Origin of the sequence: Pseudomonas umsongensis (assembly GCF_002236105.1) — a bacterium.
GTDB lineage: Bacteria > Pseudomonadota > Gammaproteobacteria > Pseudomonadales > Pseudomonadaceae > Aquipseudomonas > Aquipseudomonas umsongensis.
In genome coordinates this window covers 452204-473359 of the sequence record NZ_NIWU01000003.1, presented here as the reverse complement: position 1 = coordinate 473359, position 21156 = coordinate 452204, and the positions used below count along the sequence as shown (strand labels likewise).

18 protein-coding genes are annotated in these 21156 nt (G+C 60.6%); 10 read left to right on the top strand and 8 right to left on the bottom strand.

Going from position 1 to position 21156, the window contains the following annotated elements; genetic code table 11:
* Window positions 1–154 precede the first annotated feature (154 nt).
* Together PSUM_RS18825 and PSUM_RS18820 are read left to right on the top strand one after the other, a co-directional pair.
* Window positions 155–1102 (top strand): IS110 family RNA-guided transposase, encoded by a 948-nt coding sequence (locus tag PSUM_RS18825; protein WP_033044663.1) that lies wholly within the window; start codon window positions 155–157, stop codon window positions 1100–1102.
* Between the two features lie 569 nt (window positions 1103–1671).
* On the top strand, window positions 1672–2040 hold the full coding sequence (locus PSUM_RS18820) for a DUF6124 family protein (protein WP_020797391.1): 369 nt from the start codon (window positions 1672–1674) through the stop codon (window positions 2038–2040).
* Between the two features lie 113 nt (window positions 2041–2153).
* Here PSUM_RS18820 and PSUM_RS18815 read toward each other — a convergent pair whose 3' ends face one another.
* The 6 genes from PSUM_RS18815 to pilG form a co-directional block, all read right to left on the bottom strand.
* Window positions 2154–2621 carry a chemotaxis protein CheW gene (locus PSUM_RS18815; protein ID WP_083349853.1) on the bottom strand — a complete coding sequence of 156 codons (468 nt, stop codon included), beginning with the start codon at window positions 2619–2621 and terminating at the stop codon, window positions 2154–2156.
* A complete protein-coding gene (locus PSUM_RS18810; RefSeq protein WP_083349854.1) occupies window positions 2614–8625 on the bottom strand; it encodes an Hpt domain-containing protein in 6012 nt (2003 codons plus the stop codon). Before PSUM_RS18810 ends, PSUM_RS18815 begins: the two co-directional genes overlap by 8 nt.
* 49 nt (window positions 8626–8674) lie before the next feature.
* Entirely contained in the window at window positions 8675–10735 is a 2061-nt protein-coding gene (locus PSUM_RS18805; protein ID WP_020797388.1) for a methyl-accepting chemotaxis protein, read from the bottom strand.
* Window positions 10736–10890: 155 nt separating this feature from the next.
* Window positions 10891–11424, bottom strand: coding sequence for a chemotaxis protein CheW (locus PSUM_RS18800; protein WP_083349855.1), 534 nt, complete (start codon window positions 11422–11424; stop codon window positions 10891–10893).
* A 10-nt stretch (window positions 11425–11434) separates the two neighbouring features.
* Window positions 11435–11800, bottom strand: coding sequence for a twitching motility response regulator PilH (gene pilH, locus PSUM_RS18795; protein WP_007897961.1), 366 nt, complete (start codon window positions 11798–11800; stop codon window positions 11435–11437).
* A gap of 57 nt (window positions 11801–11857) precedes the next feature.
* On the bottom strand, window positions 11858–12262 hold the full coding sequence (gene pilG / locus PSUM_RS18790) for a twitching motility response regulator PilG (protein ID WP_020797386.1): 405 nt from the start codon (window positions 12260–12262) through the stop codon (window positions 11858–11860).
* 343 nt (window positions 12263–12605) lie between these two features.
* On the opposite strand from pilG, the gene gshB reads away from it, so the two are divergent.
* The 7 genes from gshB (at window position 12606) to PSUM_RS18755 (ending at window position 18614) form a co-directional block, all read left to right on the top strand.
* Window positions 12606–13559: a glutathione synthase gene (gene gshB / locus PSUM_RS18785; protein WP_020797384.1), complete on the top strand. Its 954-nt coding sequence runs from the start codon at window positions 12606–12608 to the stop codon at window positions 13557–13559.
* A 64-nt stretch (window positions 13560–13623) separates the two neighbouring features.
* Window positions 13624–14523: an energy transducer TonB gene (locus PSUM_RS18780; RefSeq protein WP_020797383.1), complete on the top strand. Its 900-nt coding sequence runs from the start codon at window positions 13624–13626 to the stop codon at window positions 14521–14523.
* A gap of 191 nt (window positions 14524–14714) precedes the next feature.
* Window positions 14715–15287: a YqgE/AlgH family protein gene (locus PSUM_RS18775; RefSeq protein WP_008063482.1), complete on the top strand. Its 573-nt coding sequence runs from the start codon at window positions 14715–14717 to the stop codon at window positions 15285–15287.
* Window positions 15287–15724, top strand: coding sequence for a Holliday junction resolvase RuvX (gene ruvX / locus PSUM_RS18770; RefSeq protein WP_020797382.1), 438 nt, complete (start codon window positions 15287–15289; stop codon window positions 15722–15724). The genes PSUM_RS18775 and ruvX overlap by 1 nt, the downstream gene beginning before the upstream one ends.
* A gap of 86 nt (window positions 15725–15810) precedes the next feature.
* Window positions 15811–16314: a bifunctional pyr operon transcriptional regulator/uracil phosphoribosyltransferase PyrR gene (gene pyrR, locus PSUM_RS18765; RefSeq protein ID WP_020797381.1), complete on the top strand. Its 504-nt coding sequence runs from the start codon at window positions 15811–15813 to the stop codon at window positions 16312–16314.
* 27 nt (window positions 16315–16341) lie between these two features.
* The gene (locus PSUM_RS18760; RefSeq protein WP_020797380.1) at window positions 16342–17346 is read left to right on the top strand and encodes an aspartate carbamoyltransferase catalytic subunit; all 1005 of its coding nucleotides are present in this window, start codon (window positions 16342–16344) and stop codon (window positions 17344–17346) included.
* A complete protein-coding gene (locus PSUM_RS18755; RefSeq protein ID WP_020797379.1) occupies window positions 17343–18614 on the top strand; it encodes a dihydroorotase in 1272 nt (423 codons plus the stop codon). Before PSUM_RS18760 ends, PSUM_RS18755 begins: the two co-directional genes overlap by 4 nt.
* 83 nt (window positions 18615–18697) lie before the next feature.
* Here PSUM_RS18755 and PSUM_RS18750 read toward each other — a convergent pair whose 3' ends face one another.
* Window positions 18698–19129 carry an NINE protein gene (locus tag PSUM_RS18750; protein WP_033045275.1) on the bottom strand — a complete coding sequence of 144 codons (432 nt, stop codon included), beginning with the start codon at window positions 19127–19129 and terminating at the stop codon, window positions 18698–18700.
* Window positions 19130–19378: 249 nt separating this feature from the next.
* Between PSUM_RS18750 and PSUM_RS18745 the strand changes: the two genes are divergently transcribed.
* A complete protein-coding gene (locus tag PSUM_RS18745; protein ID WP_020797377.1) occupies window positions 19379–19996 on the top strand; it encodes a C40 family peptidase in 618 nt (205 codons plus the stop codon).
* Window positions 19997–20101: 105 nt separating this feature from the next.
* Here PSUM_RS18745 and PSUM_RS18740 read toward each other — a convergent pair whose 3' ends face one another.
* Window positions 20102–21136 carry a type IV pilus twitching motility protein PilT gene (locus tag PSUM_RS18740; protein ID WP_083349856.1) on the bottom strand — a complete coding sequence of 345 codons (1035 nt, stop codon included), beginning with the start codon at window positions 21134–21136 and terminating at the stop codon, window positions 20102–20104.
* Window positions 21137–21156 lie beyond the last annotated feature (20 nt).

Sequence of the window (21156 nt, the reverse complement as noted above, 5' to 3'; positions counted from 1 at the left end):
GTTGACGCAGTACAGACTGTGGGAGAGTTCGCCCCTCCTCCTTTCACCCAAGCGCCGATAAAGAATGCATCTGGCCTAGACCGACGATAGGAACAAGCCTGCGCCTCTGGGTGAGCCCTTCAAGTGCTTAAAACCTTATCCCGGAGGAAAACCTATGGCAATGCCGGTTTCTGTTTCAAAGCCGATCGTGGGCGTGGATGTCGCCAAGAAAGAATTGGTGATTTATCACGCCGAACTGGACCTGCTTGAAGAGATTCCCAACAACAAAATCAGCATCAACAAGTGGTTAAAGGACTTGCCGGGGAGTGTGGCTATTGCTGTTGAAGCCACCAACATCTACCACCTGGAGTTCGCTGACCTGGCCTTTGAGGCCGGCTGCGTGATTTACATGGTGGGCGGCTATGAGCTCAAACATTACCGAGAAGGTGTGAAGGTCCGTGCCAAAACCGATGCACTGGATGCCAAACTGCTTGCTCGCTATCTGAAGAACGAGCATGAAGAACTTCACCCATGGACGCCGCCGACACCGCTGTATCGCCAACTCCTGAGTCTTTTTCGCCGCCGGGCGGCCTTGGTCCAGGCCAGGGTCGGCCTAGTGCAAAGCTGGTCGAATGAGCCCTTGCTGAAGGCTGCTTTTTCCGAGCAAATAAAGTCCATGCAGCAGCTTGAGACGCTGATCGAAAAGACGATCAACGATCAGCTGAAAGAAGCCGGTTTGCTGGGGCAGTTGAAGCGTTGCTTGAAAGTTGAAGGGGTTGGATTTTTGACTGGCGCGCGCTTGCTCACGGCGTTCCAGCGCGGAGACTTCCGAAACGCAGATGCCTTTATCGCCTTTCTTGGAATGGACTTGCGGGTGTCAAAATCAGGGCAAAAAGATGGTCGCCGGAGTTTGACCAAGCGAGGCGATCCAGAAGCCCGCCGCCTTCTGCACAATGCGGCTATGTCGGCGAGTCGAACCGAAGCCTGGAAAGGGTTTTACCAAGAACAAAGAAATCGGGGTTTCAGCACCACTCAAGCCTTGGTGATGCTGGCTCGCAAGCTCGCTCGTATCGTATTCGCCCTGCTGAAGGGGCAGAGTGAATACCAACCGAAAACCAGTTGAGGGCTTCCCCTCAACCATAGAATCTCCCACATTGGTTTTGCGGCGAACACCAACCCTGTGGGAGCGAGCCTGCTCGCGAAGGGGCCGCGATGGTCACAACTGCTGTCGAAGGCCGGAAGAAAATTGTCGAAAAGTCCCAAAAAAGGACCGATCAGTCCCTTTTTGGGAATCTTCAACCATTGGACATCTTCGCCAACTGATCGGGTTTTGTGTTTAAACATTTGTCCGCAGAAAGGATGGAAGGCTACAACGCCTGACATCGCTGCCTACAGAAATGCCGGAACCCGCTGACTGGTGCGCTTTTGCGCGGATCTTTATCGTTTATGCGTCGCTGCAAATTCAGCGGCCGGGTTTGGAACCCCGAGGTGTAAAGGGCGAAAAAGCGCCATTCATAACGTATGCTTGCGCACCTTCATAGTGTGCATTCCGTTATGGCGGCTGTGCGCGGGAGACCTTCGGGTCTACCGGGTTTTCTCCATTTACCTCGGGTTCCAACCTGCGTACAGCTGCCACCCTAATTCGTTTGGAACCGAATGGGCCAGCTGAAACTCGTCAAATGGAGATTCAGTATGTTCAAAGTAACTCCCAATCCCCCGGAAACCGATCCCGATTTCCAAGCTGCCTTGGAAGCCGAGAAGCTCAGCGAAGCCGCAGACCGCGCCCTCTCTCATTACTTCCCGCCCCCTCACGAAAAACCGGCCAAGCGCCGAAAATTCCAGCTGTTCACCGTCTCTCCTGACATCGGCACTGAAGCACTTCTGGCCAATGCCTCCGAAGACCTGCTGTCCATCAGTGCCATTGCGGCCGATCTGGCGGACGGCGTGGAGGGTTCGCGCCGTTCGGTAGCCTTGGCGCTCAGCCGCATGGCCGATGGTGTGCATTTGTTGGTGGAGCGGGCGTTGGATCACCATGAGGCGTTGGCTCAGGCCAAGGTTTAGCCGTCAGATTTTTGGTGAATTGGAGGCCGCTTTCGCGAGCAGGCTCGCTCCCACAGGGTTTGGTATTCGCCGCAAAACCATTGTGGGAGCGAGCCTGCTCGCGAAGGGGCCCTTCAGACGAGCGCAGCACCTACCAACAACTCCTCCAGCGCCAACAAATCCGGCACCTTGGCCACTTGATCCGCCACCTGCACCGCCGCTTTCTCCAGCGGGCACAACGGCACATCCACGTAGCTCAATTGACTGTCGAGCTTGTACGAGCGCGGTATCCCTTGGACCAGTAGCGCGATGAACTTCAGCTCGGGCCGACCGCCGAGCGCGTTGAGAATGACAATTCGCGCGCGTTCGCCGATGACGATTTTCTGCCCGCACGCCGACTCGAAGCTGAGCAATGGTATCTGCCGGTCGCGCCACGCTACCCTTCCCAGATACCAAGGTGGTGAGTCCAGGTCGATGGCCGCGGGTTGGTAACCAATCAGTTCAGCCACCGCGACGTTAGGCAGGATCAGGTGGCGGTCAGCCAAAGGCAGTAGCAGGCCGGTGAGTTGGCTGTCGCGCGGGTCGTGGCGACGCTCATGCATGGGTCTTGCTCCACAGGGCAATGCTTTCAAGCAATACCGATTCCTGGTACGGCTTGCCCAGGTAGTCGTTGACGCCGATGGCCATCGCCCGGTCGCGATGTTTCTGGCCAGTACGAGAGGTGATCATGATGATCGGCAGGTGCCGCAGACGCTCATCGTTGCGCACCTGGGTGGCGACTTCGAAGCCATCCATGCGCGGCATTTCGATGTCCAGCAGCATCAGGTCCGGGATGTGCTCTTCCAGCAGCAGCATGGCGTCGACACCGTCCTTGGCGGTCAGCACGTTCATGCCGTGGCGTTCAAGCAAACGGCTGGTGACCTTGCGCACGGTGACCGAGTCGTCGACCACCATCACCAGCAACGGCCGTTGCGGCTCGACCTCGACGTCGTGACTGACCGGACGCTGCGGCGCGCGGGCTTGCATGGCGCGAACCGGCGCCAGCAGGTCCAGGATCAGCACCACCCGACCGTCCCCCAGAATCGTCGCCCCGGACACCCCTTGCACGGCTGCGAACTGTGGGCCGAGGCTCTTGACCACGATCTCGCGCGTGCCGGCCATGGCATCGACCTGCACTGCAATATGCCGCTCGTTGCATTGCACCAGCAATACCGGCAGCGGCAGGCTCTGGCCCAACAGCCGTGGACGCGGGCTGGTTTTCAGCAGCTCGCCCAGGTAACACAGTTCATAGCACTGACCGGCGTATTCGTAGGTCGGCGGATCAAGGCGGAAATGCCCTTCAAGTTCGTTGGGCAACACGCGGACAATCCCATCAATGGTGTTCAGTGGAATGGCGTATTGATCCTCCCCGCATTGCACCATCAGCGCCCGGTTGACCGACACAGTGAACGGCAGGCGAATGCGAAAATGCACACCCTGCCCTGGCACTGAGTCGATACTCATGGTGCCGCCCAGTTGCCGCACCTCTTCGTGCACAACGTCCATGCCGACCCCACGCCCGGAGATCTGGGTGATTTTCTCGGCGGTGGAAAACCCCGGCTGCAGGATGAATTGCAACACGTCGTGGTCGCTGATGACACTGTTCGGGTCGAGCAGGCCGCGTTTGATCGCCTTGCGCCGCACCGCCTCCAGTGGCACGCCGGCACCGTCATCGCGAATATCGAAAATGATGTCGCCACCTTCGCGCAACAGATCCAGGGTGATCCGCCCTTGCGCCGGCTTGCCCGCCGCTAACCGCACAGTGGCGGATTCCAGGCCGTGGTCGACGGCATTGCGCAGCATATGCTCCAGTGGCGCCGCCATGCGTTCGAGCACATTGCGATCCATCTCGCCTTCGGCGTTGCCGACGATGAACTCGACGTCCTTGCCCAACTCACTGGCAACCTGGCGAACAATGCGCTTCAAGCGCGGCAGCATCCGCTCGAACGGCACCATGCGCGTGCGCATCAGGCCTTCCTGCAATTCGGTGTTGATGCGGCCCTGCTGTTGCAACAGGTTTTGCGCATCCTGGTTGCGGCGGTCGAGGGTTTCCTTGAGATCAAGCAAGTCGGAGGCGGATTCGAACAGCGCTCGCGACAGTTGTTGAAGTTGCGAGTGGCGATCCATTTCCAGCGGGTCGAACTCTTCGTAGCCCAGGCGCTCGGCATCGACGTGCTGACGACTGAGAATCCTGCCCTGGGTTTCGGTATCGAGCCTGCGCAACTGGTCGCGCATGCGCTCGATGGTGGTTTCCATCTCGTTGAGGGCGACCTGCGCGTCGTTGACCTGCTGTTCGATGCGACCGCGAAAGATCGAGGTTTCAGCGGCCAGGTTGACCAGGTCGTCGAGCAGTTCCGCCGAGACCTTGACCATATCCGCCCCGGCATCGGACTGCAGCGGAGGTGCCTCGGTTTTTGCCGGAACGGTGAGTGGGGCCGGGGCTTCAGGCAGCACCGGGTGACTGAAGTTCTGGATGGCATCGATCAGCCGGTCGGCCGGCGGCAATGGCTCACCGGCGCGCGCCGCGTCGAGCATCTGCGCCAGCCGGTCATGGCTGCGCTGCAGCAGCTCGAACAAAGCCGACGTGGGTTGCAGCATGCCAGTGGATAAACCTTCGTAGAGAAACTCCAGTTCGTGGGCCAAATCGCCAATGGGAGCGATTTCCACCATGCGCGCACCGCCCTTGAGGGTATGCAGATCGCGCAGCAGGGTTTCCATTTCCTGCCGGTTCGACGGCTCGGCCTGCCAGCGCAGCAGTGCCGCCCCGGAGCTTTCGATGATGTCGAAGCCTTCTTCAAGAAAGATGTCCAGCAACTCGCTGTCATGGTGGGCCGAGTCGACGCCAGCGGCAGCTTCGATTACATCGGCATTGTTTGCGTGGCTTTGCCTGAACGCGCGAATCGCTTCGATCAGTTCCCCGGGATCGCCCAGGGCCTGATGGTCTTGCAACTGCTCAAGCAACTGCGCCAGATGGTCATGGCTCAGTTGCAGCAATTGCGTCAACACTTCGCTGTGGCTGTAACGGCGGTCCGCCAGGCCCTCATAGAGGTTTTCCAGTTCCTGTGCCAGGTCTGCGACCGGTTCGACCTCGGCCATCCGCGCGCCCCCCTTGAGGGTGTGCAAGTCGCGCTGCAACGAGGACAGCGGCGCGGGGTTATGCGGGTCACTGACCCAGCGTTGCAAGGAATGGTTGGCGCTTTCGAGGATATCCTCGGCTTCCTCAAGGAAGATCGAAACGATGTCGTCGTCCAGTTCGGCTGCGCGGTCTCCTGTAGGAGCGAGCCTGCTCGCGATGGGCTCATAGGCGCCGCGTTTATCCAATGAAAGCGCGTCATCGTTAGCGTCCATCGCGAGCGTGCTCGCTCCTACAGGGGGGAGCGTGCGCTCGAGTTCGGCGGTGGCGGCGCCCAGCTCGCGGATGCTCAAGGTGCGACTGCCGTCACTCCGGATCAGGCCCATGGCCGAAGGGTCCAGGCTCTGATCGAGCAAGCCGTGCAAGGCCCGAATCCTTTCCGGGCGCGGGCTGACTTCCTGGCCGGCAGCCAGCTCATCAAGCATGTTGATCAGCGCTTCGTGGGCACTTTGTGCTTCCTGGAAAAATTCCTCGCTAACCGCCAGGCTGCTCTCTTCCACAGCCCCGTAGAGGTCGAGCAAGGCTTCGCAGAGCTCATCCACCGGATGCAGGTCGGCCAGGTGCGCGCCTTCGCCGAGGGTGGTCAATTCGTCCAGCAGTGCACTGAGCTCCTGGCGTTCGCCTGGATGCTGCTGCCAGCGCCGCAACAGGCTTTCGGCGTCGAGCAGGATGTCCATGCCCTGGGCCAGGAAGTTGTTGATCAACTGCGGGTCGCGCTTGATCCTCAGGCCGGCACTGGGCGTGCTCAAGTGACTTTGCAGGCGTTCGGCGAGCAGCGCCCTGGCGTGCTCGATCAGGGCCCCGGAGCCGGGGATTTCAGCCAACGGGTCGGTCTTGAGCTGGCGCAAGCCAAGACGGAACAAACCTTCGGCCTCCAGCAGCACTTCGACTTCGTCCAGGTCGAGCGCGATCAGGTGAGCCTTGTACTCCCGGGCCAGTTGGTCGAGCGTCGTCGCCAGCTCGGCAATCGGCACCACCCCGGCCATCGACGCACTGCCCTTGAGGGTGTGTAAAGCACGCTGCAGCTCATCGCTGGCCTGCAGCGGCAGGCGTTCGGCGGCCTGGTCGAGAAAGCGGTTGAGGTTGCTCAAATGGGTTTCGGCTTCCTTGCGGAAGATTTCCAGCAATAGCGGGTCGAGGGCCGCGACGTCCTGGGTATCCTCGTCCGCTGCCAGGGTATCGCCCTTGGCCAGGGCGTGGGCACGGGCCGCCAACTGGTCGACATCATTGCGCTGACGCTGGGCATCGGTGTCATATTCGGCCACCAGCTCCGGCAGCAGATCGAGCACATCGTCGAGCAGTTGCTGCACGCTGGCGCCAGGCTCCACGCTGTGTTCCAGCACGCGGTTAAGCAGGTTTTCCACCGCCCAGGCCAATTCGCCAAGCACCAGGGCTCGCACCATCCGGCCACTGCCCTTGAGGGTATGAAAGGCACGGCGCAATTCACTCAGGGCCAAGCGGTTGGTGGGATCCGCCGACCAGCGTGGCAAATGCTCGCGAAGGATCTCCAGCACTTCATCCGTTTCTTCGAGGAATACTTCGCGCAACTCCTCATCCACCGGCTCTTCGCCTGAAGGTGGCGGCAGCAGGCTATCCGGGGTGTCGAGCGCGGGCGGGTTCAGGGCCGAAACCGGGCTGGCCAGCACATCAGCCAGGGCCTGGGCGATGGCCGGGGCATCCCGCTCCTGCTGTTGCCGCAGGGACTGCGCTTCGCCGGGGCTCAGGACATCCGCAAGCACTGGCACCTGTCGTTCGCTGGGGAAAAACCCGAGTGAGGCCAGGCTACTTTGCGCCACGTCAAGCAGACCCTCACCGGGTGCTTCGGGGTCGTCGTTGAGGCGTTCAAGGTAATACTCGATGCTGGTGATCACGTCGGCCAGGCTGTCCAGCGCCTGCCAGCCGGGCTGATCCGGCTCGAGCAGCAGGTGTTCATGAATGTAGTGATTGCAGGTTTCGATCAGGCCCGCCGCCCGGGTCAACGGGATCATCGCCAGCGCACCCCGAACCTGGGTCAGCAGGGCCGGCAGCTCCTGCAGGTGCTGTCGGTCCCAATCGGCATCGATGTAGTCGACGATCATGTCCTTGGCTTGCTGCAGACAGATGCGCGCTTCCTTGATGACGATCTGGTGGATCTGCGTCAGGTCGGTGGTGGGCAGCCGACTGTCTTCCTGGCTTTCAGGCTCTACGGTGCCGACCATGCCGGCCAGCGTCGCTTCGACGTAAAGCAAGGCCCCGGCCACGTCCATGAGGATCGCATCATCGGGTACGCGCTGGCCTTGGGCCAGGCTCAGCACCACGGCCAGTTGATCGATGATGACCTTGCGGGGTTGGCCGAAACCCAGCACCGCCAGGGTGTCAGCGATTTGCCGCAGGGGTGCCAGCAGGCTGTCGAGGTCCGAAGTGTGTTGCCGGTCGCTGCGCACGAACAGGTCCAGGCGCTCCTTGACTCGCACCAACTCTTCGCACAATGCCGCCAATACCGAGCGCATGGCATCACGATCAGGACCGGCCAGGCGGGCGCGTTCTTCGTCGACCATCGCGCTGTCAGGCAATGCATCGTCCAGTGCGTAGCGATCTTTCATGGTCAGCATCTGCCCGGTGGGATGTTCGGCCTTGGCAATGTAGAACAGCAAACTCTTCAGCAACTCGGGTGGCGGCGGCTGATTGATGCCCTGCATGCCCTGTTCGAGCAGACGCTTGAGCTCTTTGTCGGCCTCCTTGAACAGGCTGCGCAAGGCCGGACTGTTGGTAATGACGCCGGCGCGCATGCCTTCGACCAGCGCTGAAGCGACCTGCCACAGTGGGCTCAGGGGCGCTGAATCGCACAAGCCTTCCAGACGCGTAAAGACCTTGGCCAGGTACTCCAGGTGCGTGTCGTCATCCTGCTCGCGCAGCAACCCGACCAGGGCCATCTGCAACATTTGCCGCAACTTGCGCAGTACATTCGGCAGGTCCGCCGGCTCCAGCCGCGCCAGGGACGCTTGATCCAGGGCAGGCAGGTCTGGCAACTGCGGGCTGAACAGGCTGGTTTCCGACAACAGGCTTTCGCCGCGGGCGCTGCGCAGGTCGTTGATCAGCGGCAACACGACCAAAGGCAGATCGCGGCGGGCACCTTGCACGCGATCCAGATAGATCGGCAACTGCCCCAGCGCTTGCAGCATTAGGTGCAGCGCCTCGTCACGATGATGGACGCGATTGTGTTGCAAGGCGGTGACCAGTTGCTCCATTTCTTCGGCGAGCAAGGCCGCGCCGTAGAATTCGACCATCTGCAGACTGCCGTGAACCTGATGGATGCACGCCAGGCATTCGCTCAGGGCGTGCGTCGCCTGCGGGTCATCAAGCTGGGTTTCGATCGCGTGATGAGCCTGCTTCAGCGTTTCGGCAATTTCGCCTTTGACCCACTCGAGGGCCACATAGTCGTGCCGATCACCCATAACCACTCCAATCCCCACTTCTATCAAGATAGCCATGCCCGGGGGCGGTTCAAGCTTTGTCCGCGACCTGCGCCTGGGTGGCCGGCAAGGTGAAGCCAGACACCGAACGCCGCAACTGGCTGGCCATTTTTGCCAGGTTGCCGATGCTCTCGGCGGTGGCGGTAGAGCCGGACGAGGTCTGCGAAGTGATCTGCTGGATCACGTTCATCGTCAGGGAAATCTGACCGGCAGACGACGTTTGTTGTTGCGCCGCGTTGGAAATACTCTGGATCAGCGCCGCCAGGGTCTTGGACACCCCTTCGATTTCTTCCAGGGCCACACCGGCATCCTGCGCCAGACGCGCGCCGCGCACCACTTCGGTGGTGGTCTGCTCCATGGAAATGACCGCTTCGTTGGTGTCGGCCTGGATCGCCCGCACCAGGGTCTCTATCTGCCGCGTTGCGGCCGAAGAACGCTCCGCCAGGCGCTGCACCTCGTCGGCGACCACTGCGAAACCACGCCCGGCATCACCGGCCATGGACGCCTGGATCGCTGCGTTGAGGGCGAGGATGTTGGTCTGGTCGGCAATGTCATCGATCAAGCTGACGATATCGCCGATTTCCTGGGAGGACTCGCCAAGGCGCTTGATTCGCTTGGCGGTGTCCTGAATCTGTTCGCGGATATTGTCCATGCCATGGATGGTGTTGTGCACCACTTCGTTGCCCTTGTTGGCGATTTCCACCGAACGCTCGGCCACCGCCGAGGATTCCGCGGCGTTGGCCGACACCTGATCGATGGACTCAGCCATGTCGTTGATCGCGGTGGAGGCTTCGGAAATCTGTTGGGCCTGATGTTCCGAGGCCTGCGCCAGGTGCATTGCGGTAGCCTGGGTTTCCTGCACGGCGGCTGCAACCTGGCCCGCCGTCAGGTTGATCGTTGCCACCAGATCGCGCAGTTGGTCCACGGAATAGTTGATCGAGTCGGCGATGGTCCCGGTGAAGTCTTCGGTTACCGTGGCGGTCACGGTCAGGTCGCCGTCGGCCAAGTCTTCGATTTCGTCGAGCAGGCGCATGATCGCGTTCTGGTTGCGCTCGTTTTTTTCAGCGGTCTCGCGCAGCTGGCGATTGGTTTCGCGCACCATCACCAGGCCGATGAGGATGATCGACATCAGCGCCCCCAGGCCCAGGACATAACCGCCGATGGTGTCGGTGTCACGCCCTCCGGCGAGGTTTTCAAAGCCGCTGGCCAAATGGGAAGCTTCGTCGAGCAGGGTTTGCGAAAGGCTGAAAATATTGGTGGCCGACTCACGAACCTTGAACAGCTCCGGTGAGGTTTCGAGGATTTCGTCCACTGAGCCTGAGACGAATTCGAACAGCTCTGATATCTCGATCAGCCGCGCGCGCGCGTCACGGTCCTCGACCTGGCTGACCCGCAGAGATGCGTTGCCCTGGAGCATGCCGTTGAGCACCTGGCCGAACCGCGCCGCATCACGGCCGAACGCATCGGCGGCCTGCTGTGAGTTTTCGTCGCCGGACAACACGGTATTGACCGCCCCTAAAATACGCTCGGCCAACAGTGATTGACGCTGCGCCATCGCCACCTGAGCCGCCGGGGCGCCACGTTGCAGCAGGGTTTCCACCACCTTTTCGTATTCAACCTGCAACTGCGGCACGGTTTCGGCCAGGGTCGCGGCGACTTGATGCAGCGACAGCACCGTCTGTTCACTGGACAGGATCGCATCGGTGTTTTTCAGCAGGCGCTCCCAGTCCAGTTGCACGGCGCGCATTTCCGGGCGCACGCTGGGCGGTGCCGGTGGCAGGCCGGTGGCGGGGTCGCCTTTCTTCAGATAGCTCCAGCGCCGGGCGAAATCGTTGCGCGCATCGCTTAGCAACTTGAATGCCGCAGCCTTGCCGGCCGCGGCTTCGGTAGCATTCTTGGCGATGCGCTGGGACAACACGCGCAGCTCACCGGCGTGACCGATGTACTGTTTGTCGTAGGTGGCCTGGGTGTTGAGGTACGCGAAGTTGGCGAACAACAACATGATGAAGATGATCAGGGCGATGAACAGCGCGATGATCTGCGATCGACTGCGCGACGCCTCCATTGGCTTGCCTGTTTTTGCTTTTATCATCGGTCTTCGCCTGTTAACCCACTTCTGGGCCTGACAGAATCCCCTGTGGGAGCGGGCTTGCTCGCGAAAGCGCCAGTCCATTCAACATTGATATTGACTGATCTACCGCTTTCGCGAGCAAGCCCGCTCCCACATTTAGAACTGTGTCGTTCCATTTAAATGGCAACATTCATGAACCCCTGCGACCGCGCCAGCGTAAACAGACTGAGCACCTGCCAGCTCTGCTCGCGCTGAAACCGGCCAGTGATGAACGGTGCGATCGGGCCGCCCGGTGCGTCTATCGGCTGTAGACTGTCGCGGGCAAAGTGCTGCAAGCCGAAGACTTCATCGACCAGCAACCCGGCAAACACCTCGTCATGTTCCACCACCAATACGCGCCGCTGCTTGCGCGTCGCCGAGATTTCCTGGCCAAAAAAACCGCACAAATCAATGATCGGCAACAAACGCCCGCGCAGATTGGCCACGCCCTTTACCCAGGACTTGACCCCCGGCACCAGCGTAAAACGCGGCTCGTGCAACACTTCACCGATTTCGCCCATGGGCGCGACGTACCACTGTTCGCCCAAGCGAAAACCGATGCCGCTCCAGCTGTCCTGGCGGGCGGGCTGGGACGGCAAGTCCGCCGCCAGCAAGCGACAACGCCGGTCGATCTGCAATAGCAGTTCGAAGGCGGTCAGTGATTCGCTCATGGCCCTGTGATCAACCGGCCAGCACGTTGTTCAAGGTCTTGATCAGGGTATCTTCGTCAACCGGCTTGGTCAGATAGTCCTTGGCCCCTTGGCGCGTACCCCAGACCTTGTCGGTTTCCTGATCCTTGGTGGTGATGATAATCACCGGGATGTGCCCGGTTTCCGGATCTTTGGTCAACTGGCGAGTCGCCTGGAAGCCATTGAGTCCGGGCATGACGATGTCCATCAGCACTGCGTCGGGTTTTTCCTGGCGGGCCAGCGCCACGCCGTCTGCGCCGTTTTCGGCTTTCAATACTTCATGACCGTGCTTCTCCAGCATGCCGGTCAATTTGTACATTTCGGTCGGCGAATCATCGACGATCAGGATACGTGCCATGGTCTTCCCCATTCTTGTCGGCGCAGGGCCCAATGGCCGAGCGTCACTGTAGGTGTCTTACTGCGGCAAAACAGCGGCAAAGCCCGGAACATGGGCCTGGATCGCGCTCAGCAGCTCTTCCTTGCTGAAAGGCTTGGTCAAAAACTGGTCGGAGCCGACAATGCGCCCCTTGGCCTTGTCGAACAGCCCGTCCTTGGACGACAGCATAATCACTGGCGTGCACTTGAATGCACTGTTGTTCTTGATTAACGCGCAGGTCTGATAGCCATCCAGGCGCGGCATCATGATGTCGACAAAGATGATGCCGGGGTGGTGATCGACGATCTTGGCCAACGCATCGAACCCGTCGATGGCCGTGATGACCTCACAACCCACATTCTTGAGCAGTGTTTCGGCGGTGCGGCGAATCGTCTTCGAATCGTCGATCACCATGACCTTCAAGGCGCTGGGTTGCTGTTCCATAGTTGCTCTACCGTCGCCTTTAGGAATCTATTTGTCCATCTGCGGGGCGTCGAGGACTCGAAACCCTTGATGTTCAAGGGCCGGCACGACATGGCAGCCTTTTTAGCACAGTCTCCAAATCCAATCTATCGGCCGGCCCCGGCAGTGGTTTTTCCTTGACCGGGAACACACTCAGCGCCACTCTGACGCCACTTTTATACGGTCCTTTGTAGGAGCGAGCATGCCCGCGATGGTCGTCAACGATGACGCGTACTGGCTGGATGAGCGCGGCGTTCTGAAGTCCATCGCGAGCATGCTCGCTCCTACAAGGTCGCCATAGCCCCCCAATTTCGAGGAATAACCCATGAGCGTTCGTGTCGGGATTGTCATGGATCCTATCGCCAGCATCTCCTATAAAAAGGATAGCTCGCTGGCCATGCTGCTGGCCGCACAGAAACGCGGCTGGGAACTGTTCTACATGGAGCAGCGCGACCTGTACCAGGCCGAAGGCCAGGCACGGGCGCGGATGCGCCCGCTGAAAGTGTTCGCCAACCCGGAAAAATGGTTCGAGCTGGAAGCCGAGCAGGACAACCTGCTGAGCGACCTGGACGTGATCCTGATGCGCAAGGATCCGCCTTTCGACATGGAATTCGTCTATACCACCTATTTGCTGGAACAGGCCGAGAATGCTGGCGTACTGGTGGTCAACAAGCCGCAAAGCCTGCGTGACTGCAACGAAAAACTGTTCGCCACGCTGTTTCCGCAGTGCACGCCTCCGACTATCGTCAGCCGTCGCCCTGACGTATTGCGTGAATTCGCCGACCATCATGGCGATGTGATTCTCAAGCCACTCGACGGCATGGGCGGATCCTCGATCTTCCGCCACACCGCCGGCCACCCGAACCTGTCGGTGATCCTCGAAACCCTGACCCTGCACGGCCAGCAGCAAATCATGATCCAGGGCTACCTGCCGGCCATCGTCGATGGCGACAAACGCATCCTGATGATCGACGGCGAGCCGGTGGACTACTGCCTGGCGCGCATTCCTGCTGCCGGCGAAACCCGTGGCAACCTTGCAGCCGGTGGCCGCGGCGAAGCCCGTCCATTGACCGAGAAGGATCGCTGGATTGCGGCGCAAGTCGGTCCGACCCTGCGCGAAAAAGGCCTGCTGTTCGTCGGCCTCGATGTGATCGGCGAGCACCTGACCGAAATCAACGTCACCAGCCCGACCTGCATTCGCGAAATCGACAATGCCTTCGGCACCGATATTGGCGGCATGTTGATGGATGCCATCGATCAGAAGCTCAAGGCCCGTTGATAAGCCAAACCAACATTGCGTTATCATGCGCGGCCTGTGAAAACGCGATGTTGGTTTCCTTGTCATGACCCTCCCGTCCGATCTGCCCCCCGAACTCGCCCACCACGGCGTGCGCCCGGCCGATCGCCTCGGTTTTACCCTGTTCCTGGCGGCGCTGATCCACCTGGCATTACTGCTGGGTGTCGGTTTCACAATGGTCGAGCCCAAGCAGATCAGCAAAACCCTGGAAATCACCCTCGCCACCTTCAAAAGCGAAAAGAAACCGGAAAAGGCTGACTTCCTCGCCCAGGAAAACCAGCAAGGCAGCGGCACCCTGGACAAGAAGGCCATCCCCAAGACCACCGAGATCGCGCCTTTCCAGGACAACAAGGTACAAAAAGTCACGCCACCGCCCGCCGCCAAGCCAGAACAGAAGGACGCCCCGCCCAAGGCAGCCGTGACCACCGTCGCACCCAAGCCAAAGAAAGCCCCGACAAAAACGGAGGAGCCCAAGCCCGTCACCAAACCTGTGGTGGCGGCACCGACATTCGACAGCGAACAGCTGTCCAGCGACATCGCCAGCCTCGAAGCCGAACTGGCCCAAGAACAACAGTTGTACGCCAAGCGCCCGCGCATCCACCGCCTGAGCGCCGCCTCGACCATGCGCGACAAGGGCGCCTGGTATAAAGACGAGTGGCGTAAAAAAGTCGAGCGCATCGGCAACCTCAATTACCCTGACGAAGCCCGGCGCAAGCAGATCTACGGCAACTTGCGCCTGATGGTCTCGATCAACCGCGATGGCTCGCTGTATGAGGTGCTGGTACTGGAGTCGTCCGGACAACCGCTGCTGGACCAGGCGGCCCAGCGCATCGTGCGCCTGGCAGCGCCGTTCGCCCCCTTTACCGGGGACCTGTCGGACATCGATCGCCTGGAAATCATCCGCACGTGGAAATTTGCACGCGGCGACCGCCTCTCCAGTAACTGACCAGCACCCCTTGTAGGAGCGAGCATGTCGAATCGTCGCACCGTCGCGATGGTCGTCAACGATAACGCGGGAAACCTGATACCCCGAGGGGTTTTCAGGTTTTTCGCGAGCATGCTCGCTCCTACAGGGAATCGTGTCAGATTTGCATCCCCAGCTTGTCAGTTCGTCCCTCCAACGCCACACTAGCGTTCATGAAAAACGTCAGCCCCAGCTACCTCAAGCATCACTTCCTGATCGCCATGCCTCACATGGTCGACCCGAACTTTGCGCACACCTTGACCTACATCGTCGAGCACACGGCCAATGGTGCCATGGGGCTGGTGGTCAACCGTCCGCAGGACCTCAACCTGGCCGATATCCTCGAGCAATTGCGTCCGGACATCGAGCCGCCCGCGCTCTGCCAGCACGTGCCGATCTTCATCGGCGGTCCGGTACAGACCGATCGTGGTTTTGTCCTGCACCCCAAGGGCCAGAGTTTTCAAGCGACCGTTGATCTGGAAGGCGAGCTGTCCCTGTCCACCTCCCAGGACGTGCTGTTCGCCATTGCCGATGGCGTCGGCCCGGCGAAAAGCGTTATCACGCTGGGTTATGCCGGATGGGAAGCCGGGCAACTGGAGGCCGAACTGGCCCAGAACGCCTGGCTGACTTGCCCGTACGACGCCGACATCCTGTTCAACACCAGCAGCGAACTGCGCCTGGAAGCGGCAGCCAAGCACCTGGGCGTCAATCTCAGCCTGCTCACCAGCCAGGCGGGGCACGCCTGATGGCCCTGCGGTTGATTCTGGGATTCGACTACGGCACCAAGCAGATCGGCGTTGCGGTTGGCCAGGTCATTACCGGCCAGGCCCGCGAGCTGTGCACCTTGAAGGCACAAAACGGTATTCCCGACTGGGATCAGGTAGAAGCGCTGATCAAGGAGTGGAAACCCGACGCCGTGGTGGTCGGCCTGCCGCTGAACATGGACGGCACACCCAGCGACATGTGCGCCCGCGCGGAAAAATTCGCCCGACGCCTGAACGGTCGCTTCAACCTGCCCTTCTATACCCACGATGAACGCCTGACCACCTTCGAAGCCAAGGGCGAACGCCTGGCCCGGGGCGGACAGAAAGGCAGCTACCGCGATAACCCGGTGGATGCCATCGCCGCCGCCCTGCTGCTGCAAGGCTGGCTCGACGAGAACAGCGCATTGTTCCAATCCTAATCCTGAAGAGCCGTCACCCGTCTCTTTTAGCTACAACCCGAGCCACCTCCCGCAACGATCCGGCTCGGGCCCAAGAAGGAGCAACCATGAGCCTGCCCAATCCCGCCGAACTGATCAGCCAGATGGCGACTGATCTCAAGGCACACCTGGAACACCGTGGCATCAGCGAACCGCGCTACATCGGCATTCGTACCGGTGGCGTGTGGGTTGCCCAGGCCCTGCTCAAGGAGCTGGGCAGCGCCGAACCGCTTGGCACACTGGACGTGTCCTTCTACCGCGACGACTTCAGCCAGAACGGCCTGCACCCGCAAGTGCGGCCGTCGGCCCTGCCGTTTGAGATCGAAGGCCAACACCTGGTGCTGATCGACGACGTGTTGATGAGCGGGCGGACCATCCGCGCCGCCCTGAACGAACTGTTTGACTACGGCCGCCCGGCCAGCGTGACCCTGGTATGCCTGCTGGACCTGGATGCCGGTGAACTGCCGATCCGCCCCAACGTACTGGGCGCGACCTTGTCCCTGGCAGCCCACGAGCGGGTGAAACTGTCGGGGCCGGAACTCAAGCTCGAACTGCAAGACCTCGCCCTTTAATTCGCCCTATTGAGAGTCCCCCTCGCGATGACGCCTCTAGATACCAAGCGCCCGCTGCAGCTCAATGATCAGGGCCAGCTGCGCCACTTCCTCTCGCTCGACGGTTTGCGCCGCGAGCTGCTGACGGAAATCCTCGACACCGCCGACTCGTTCCTCGAAGTTGGCGCACGGGCAGTGAAGAAAGTCCCGTTGCTGCGCGGCAAGACCGTGTGCAACGTATTCTTCGAAAACTCCACCCGCACCCGCACCACCTTCGAACTGGCGGCGCAACGGCTGTCGGCGGACGTGATCACCCTGAACGTGTCGACATCGTCGGCAAGCAAGGGCGAAACCCTGCTCGACACGCTGCGCAACCTGGAGGCCATGGCCGCCGACATGTTCGTCGTGCGCCACGGTGATTCCGGCGCTGCACACTTCATCGCCGAACATGTTTGCCCACAGGTGGCGATCATCAACGGCGGCGACGGCCGTCACGCTCACCCGACCCAGGGCATGCTCGACATGCTCACCATCCGCCGGCACAAGGGCGGCTTCGAAAACCTTTCGGTGGCCATCGTCGGCGACATCCTGCACTCGCGGGTTGCACGCTCGAACATGCTGGCCCTGAAAACCCTGGGTTGCCCGGACATCCGCGTGATTGCGCCGAAGACCCTGCTGCCGATCGGCATCGAGCAATACGGCGTGAAGGTCTACACCGACATGACCGAAGGCCTCAAAGACGTCGACGTGGTGATCATGCTGCGCCTGCAGCGTGAGCGTATGACCGGCGGCCTACTGCCGAGCGAGGGCGAGTTCTACCGCCTGTTCGGCCTGACCACCGCGCGCCTGGCTGGCGCCAAACCCGATGCCATCGTCATGCACCCGGGGCCGATCAACAGAGGGGTGGAAATCGAATCGGCGGTAGCCGACGGTCCACACTCGGTGATCCTCAACCAAGTGACCTACGGCATCGCGATTCGCATGGCCGTCCTGTCCATGGCCATGAGCGGTCAGACTGCGCAACGCCAATTCGAGCAGGAGAACGTTCAGTGAAGCTCAGCATTCTCGGGGCCCGCGTCATCGATCCGGCCAGCGGCCTGGATCAAGTCACCGATATCCACATTGAAGCCTGCAAGATCGTCGCCATTGGCGCCGCCCCAGCCGGTTTTGTCGCTGTCGACACCCTCGATGCCAAAGGCCTGGTGGCCGCCCCTGGCCTGGTCGACCTCAATGTCGCCCTGCGTGAACCGGGCTACAGCCGCAAAGGTTCGATTACCAGCGAAACCCGCGCCGCCGCTGCCGGTGGCGTGACCAGCCTGTGCTGCCCGCCAAAGACCAAACCGGTGCTGGACACCTCGGCCGTGGCCGAGCTGATCCTCGACCGCGCCCGCGAAGCCGGTAACGCTAAAGTGTTCCCGATCGGCGCACTGAGCAAAGGCCTGGACGGCGAACAGCTTGCAGAGCTGGTTGCCTTGCGCGATGCCGGCTGCGTGGCCTTCGGCAACGGCCTGGAGAGCTTCCGCAACACCCGCACCCTGTGCCGGGCACTGGATTACGCGGCCACCTTCGATCTCACGGTGATCTTCAACTCCCAGGACCACGACCTGGCGGAAGGCGGCCTGGCTCATGAAGGACCGACCGCGAGCTTCCTCGGCCTGCCGGGCATTCCGGAAACCGCTGAAACCGTGGCCCTGGCCAGGGACTTGCTGCTGGTCGAACAGACGGGCGTGCGTGCGCATTTCAGCCAGCTGACCAGCGCACGTGGTGTAGCGCTGATCGCCCAAGCCCAGCAACGCGGCCTGAAGGTCACGGCGGATGTCGCCCTGTACCAGTTGATACTGACCGACGAAGCGCTGATCGATTTCAGCAGCCTCTATCACGTGCAGCCGCCGCTGCGCACCCGCGCCGACCGTGAGGGTTTGCGCGCAGCCGTGAAGTCCGGCGTGGTCTCGGCCATTTCCAGCCATCACCAACCCCACGAACGGGACGCCAAACTGGCACCGTTCGGGGCTACCGAGCCCGGCATCAGCAGTGTTGAACTGCTGCTGCCGCTGGCGATGACACTGGTGGAAGACGGCTTGCTCGACCTGCCGACGCTGCTGGCGCGACTCAGTGCCGGCCCTGCGGAGGCCTTGCGCCTGCCAGCGGGCAAGCTGGCGGTAGGGGGCGCGGCGGACATCGTGCTGTTCGACCCGGCGGCTTCGACCGTGGCCGGGGAGACCTGGCTGTCCAAAGGCGAGAACTGCCCATTCATTGGCCACAGCCTCCCGGGTGTGGTGCGCTACACCCTGGTGGATGGCCGGATCAGCCACCAGGCTTAAAACCGCGTCGCCTGCATTCGCGAGCAGGCTCGCTCCCACAAGGACCGCATCAATCCTGTGGGAGCGAGCCTGCTCGCGAAGACTTACTGGAAGGCGCCTCTGTTCTGCGCGTTGCGAATGGACACCTGGTCATTCAGCGTCCAGAAGTCATACAACACCCCCAGAAAGAACAACCCACCCGTCACCAGGTACAGCAACCCGCTGATCCACTTCCCCTGATACATCCGGTGCACGCCGAACACCCCAAGAAACGTCAGCAGAATCCACGCCACGTTGTATTCAATCGGTCCAGCAGTAAATCGCAGGTCTGCTTCACGGTCCATGGTCGGAATCAGGAACAGGTCGATCAACCAGCCAATCCCCAGCAAACCGAAGGTGAAGAACCAGATCGTCCCGGTCACCGGCTTGCCGTAATAAAAGCGATGGGCACCGGTAAATCCAAAAATCCACAGCAGGTAACCAATCACCTTGCTGTGCGTGTCCTGATGCGGGACGGGGGGTTGATAGGTGTTCATGGATGACCTCGATTCACGCGATAGATAAATATTCTTTAAATCTTTGTGACTTTTTTACGAGCAGCCGACGTATGGCAAATGCTACCGTCACTCTCGCCAAACCCTTATAGCACCTGACTTCTGTCGGACAATCGCGTCAATTTACCGCTTATTTGGTTCCGTTAGACCCCGATGGAATCGACCAACGGCCTCAGAATGCCAAAAAAAGCTGTTATAAAGTTGCGCGCTAACACATACGAGCCCTGCCTAATGCGTCCATTTTTCAAGACATGGCTAACCATTTGCCTATTATTGCCACTGGCCGCCCACGCCACCAATCGTGAGCAACGTCTTCCGAACGTTAATGGTTACACCCCAAAATCCCATGCGGCTGCTCCTTCGAGCAAAAGCAAGAAATCGGTAAAGCTAGCTCCACAGCTGGCCAGCAAGAGCAGCCTGGTGCCGCCAATGGCGACCCGGGAAAGCAGCAACGTGCTGAGCCGCGCCGTTAACGTCCTGGGTACACCGTACCGTTGGGGCGGCAGCAGCCCGAGCAAAGGCTTCGACTGCAGCGGCCTGGTGAAATACGCGTTCAACGACGCCACGTTTGACCTGCCACGCACCTCCAATGCCATGGCCAGCGGCCACGGCGAGAAAGTCGATCGCAACGACTTGAAGCCCGGCGACCTGATTTTCTTCAACATCAAGAGTCGTCGAGTCAATCACGTTGCCATCTATTTGGGCAACGACCGCTTCATCCACGCGCCACGCCGTGGCAAGTCGGTGAGCATCGACACCCTGAAGAAACCGTACTGGGAAAAACACTACGTCGTGGCCAAGCGGGTTCTGCCGAAAGACCAGAAAGCGTTGCAGGTTGTTCAGCGCTAACCTGAAGCAAGATCAAAAGATCGCAGCCTGCGGCAGCTCCTACACAGGGACTCGCGTTTCCCTGTAGGAGCTGCCGCAGGCTGCGATCTTTTGCTTTAAACGCCATCAGAAATTATCCGGCGACCGCGCCTTCTCCCGCGCCTGCTCGCGACTGACCAAGCCCTTGGTCACCAGGTCCCTCAGGCCCATATCCAGCGTCTGCATCCCCAGCGACCCGCCCGCCTGAATCGACGAATACATCTGTGCCACCTTGTCTTCACGGATCAGGTTACGGATTGCCGATGTCCCGAGCATGATCTCGTGGGCTGCGACCCGCCCTCCCCCGACCTTCTTGACCAGGGTCTGGGACACCACCGCCAGCAATGACTCGGAAAGCATCGAACGCACTATCGACTTCTCGTCCCCGGGGAACACGTCGATGATCCGGTCGATGGTTTTCGCCGCCGAGGTCGTGTGCAGCGTGCCGAACACCAAATGGCCAGTCTCGGCAGCGGTCAATGCCAGGCGGATGGTTTCCAGGTCACGCATTTCCCCCACCAGGATCACGTCCGGGTCTTCGCGCAGGGCCGAACGCAAGGCGGTGGCGAAACTGCGGGTATCACGATGAACTTCACGCTGATTGATCAGGCATTTGCGCGATTCGTGAACGAACTCGATAGGGTCTTCGATAGTGAGGATGTGGTGATGGCGGTGGTTGTTCAGATAATCGATCATCGCTGCCAAGGTGGTGGACTTGCCGGACCCCGTCGGGCCTGTCACCAGGACCAGGCCACGCGGCGCGTCGGTCATCTTGCGGAACACCTCGCCCATGCCCAGCTCTTCCATACTCTGGACCCTGGACGGGATCGTGCGGAAAACCGCTCCAGCGCCTCGACTCTGATTGAAGGCATTGACCCGGAATCGCGCGACGCCGGGCACCTCAAAGGAAAAGTCGGTTTCCAAGTGCTTCTCAAAGGCCACCCGCTGGGTGTCGTTCATGATGTCGTAGATCAGTGCCTGCACCTCCTTGTGCTCCAGGGCCGGCAAGTTGATGCGCCGCACATCGCCATCGACACGGATCATTGGCGGCAGGCCTGCTGACAAATGCAGGTCGGATGCGCCTTGTTTGGCGCTGAACGCCAGCAACTCAGTGATATCCATAGCACCCCTCAATTCCAGTA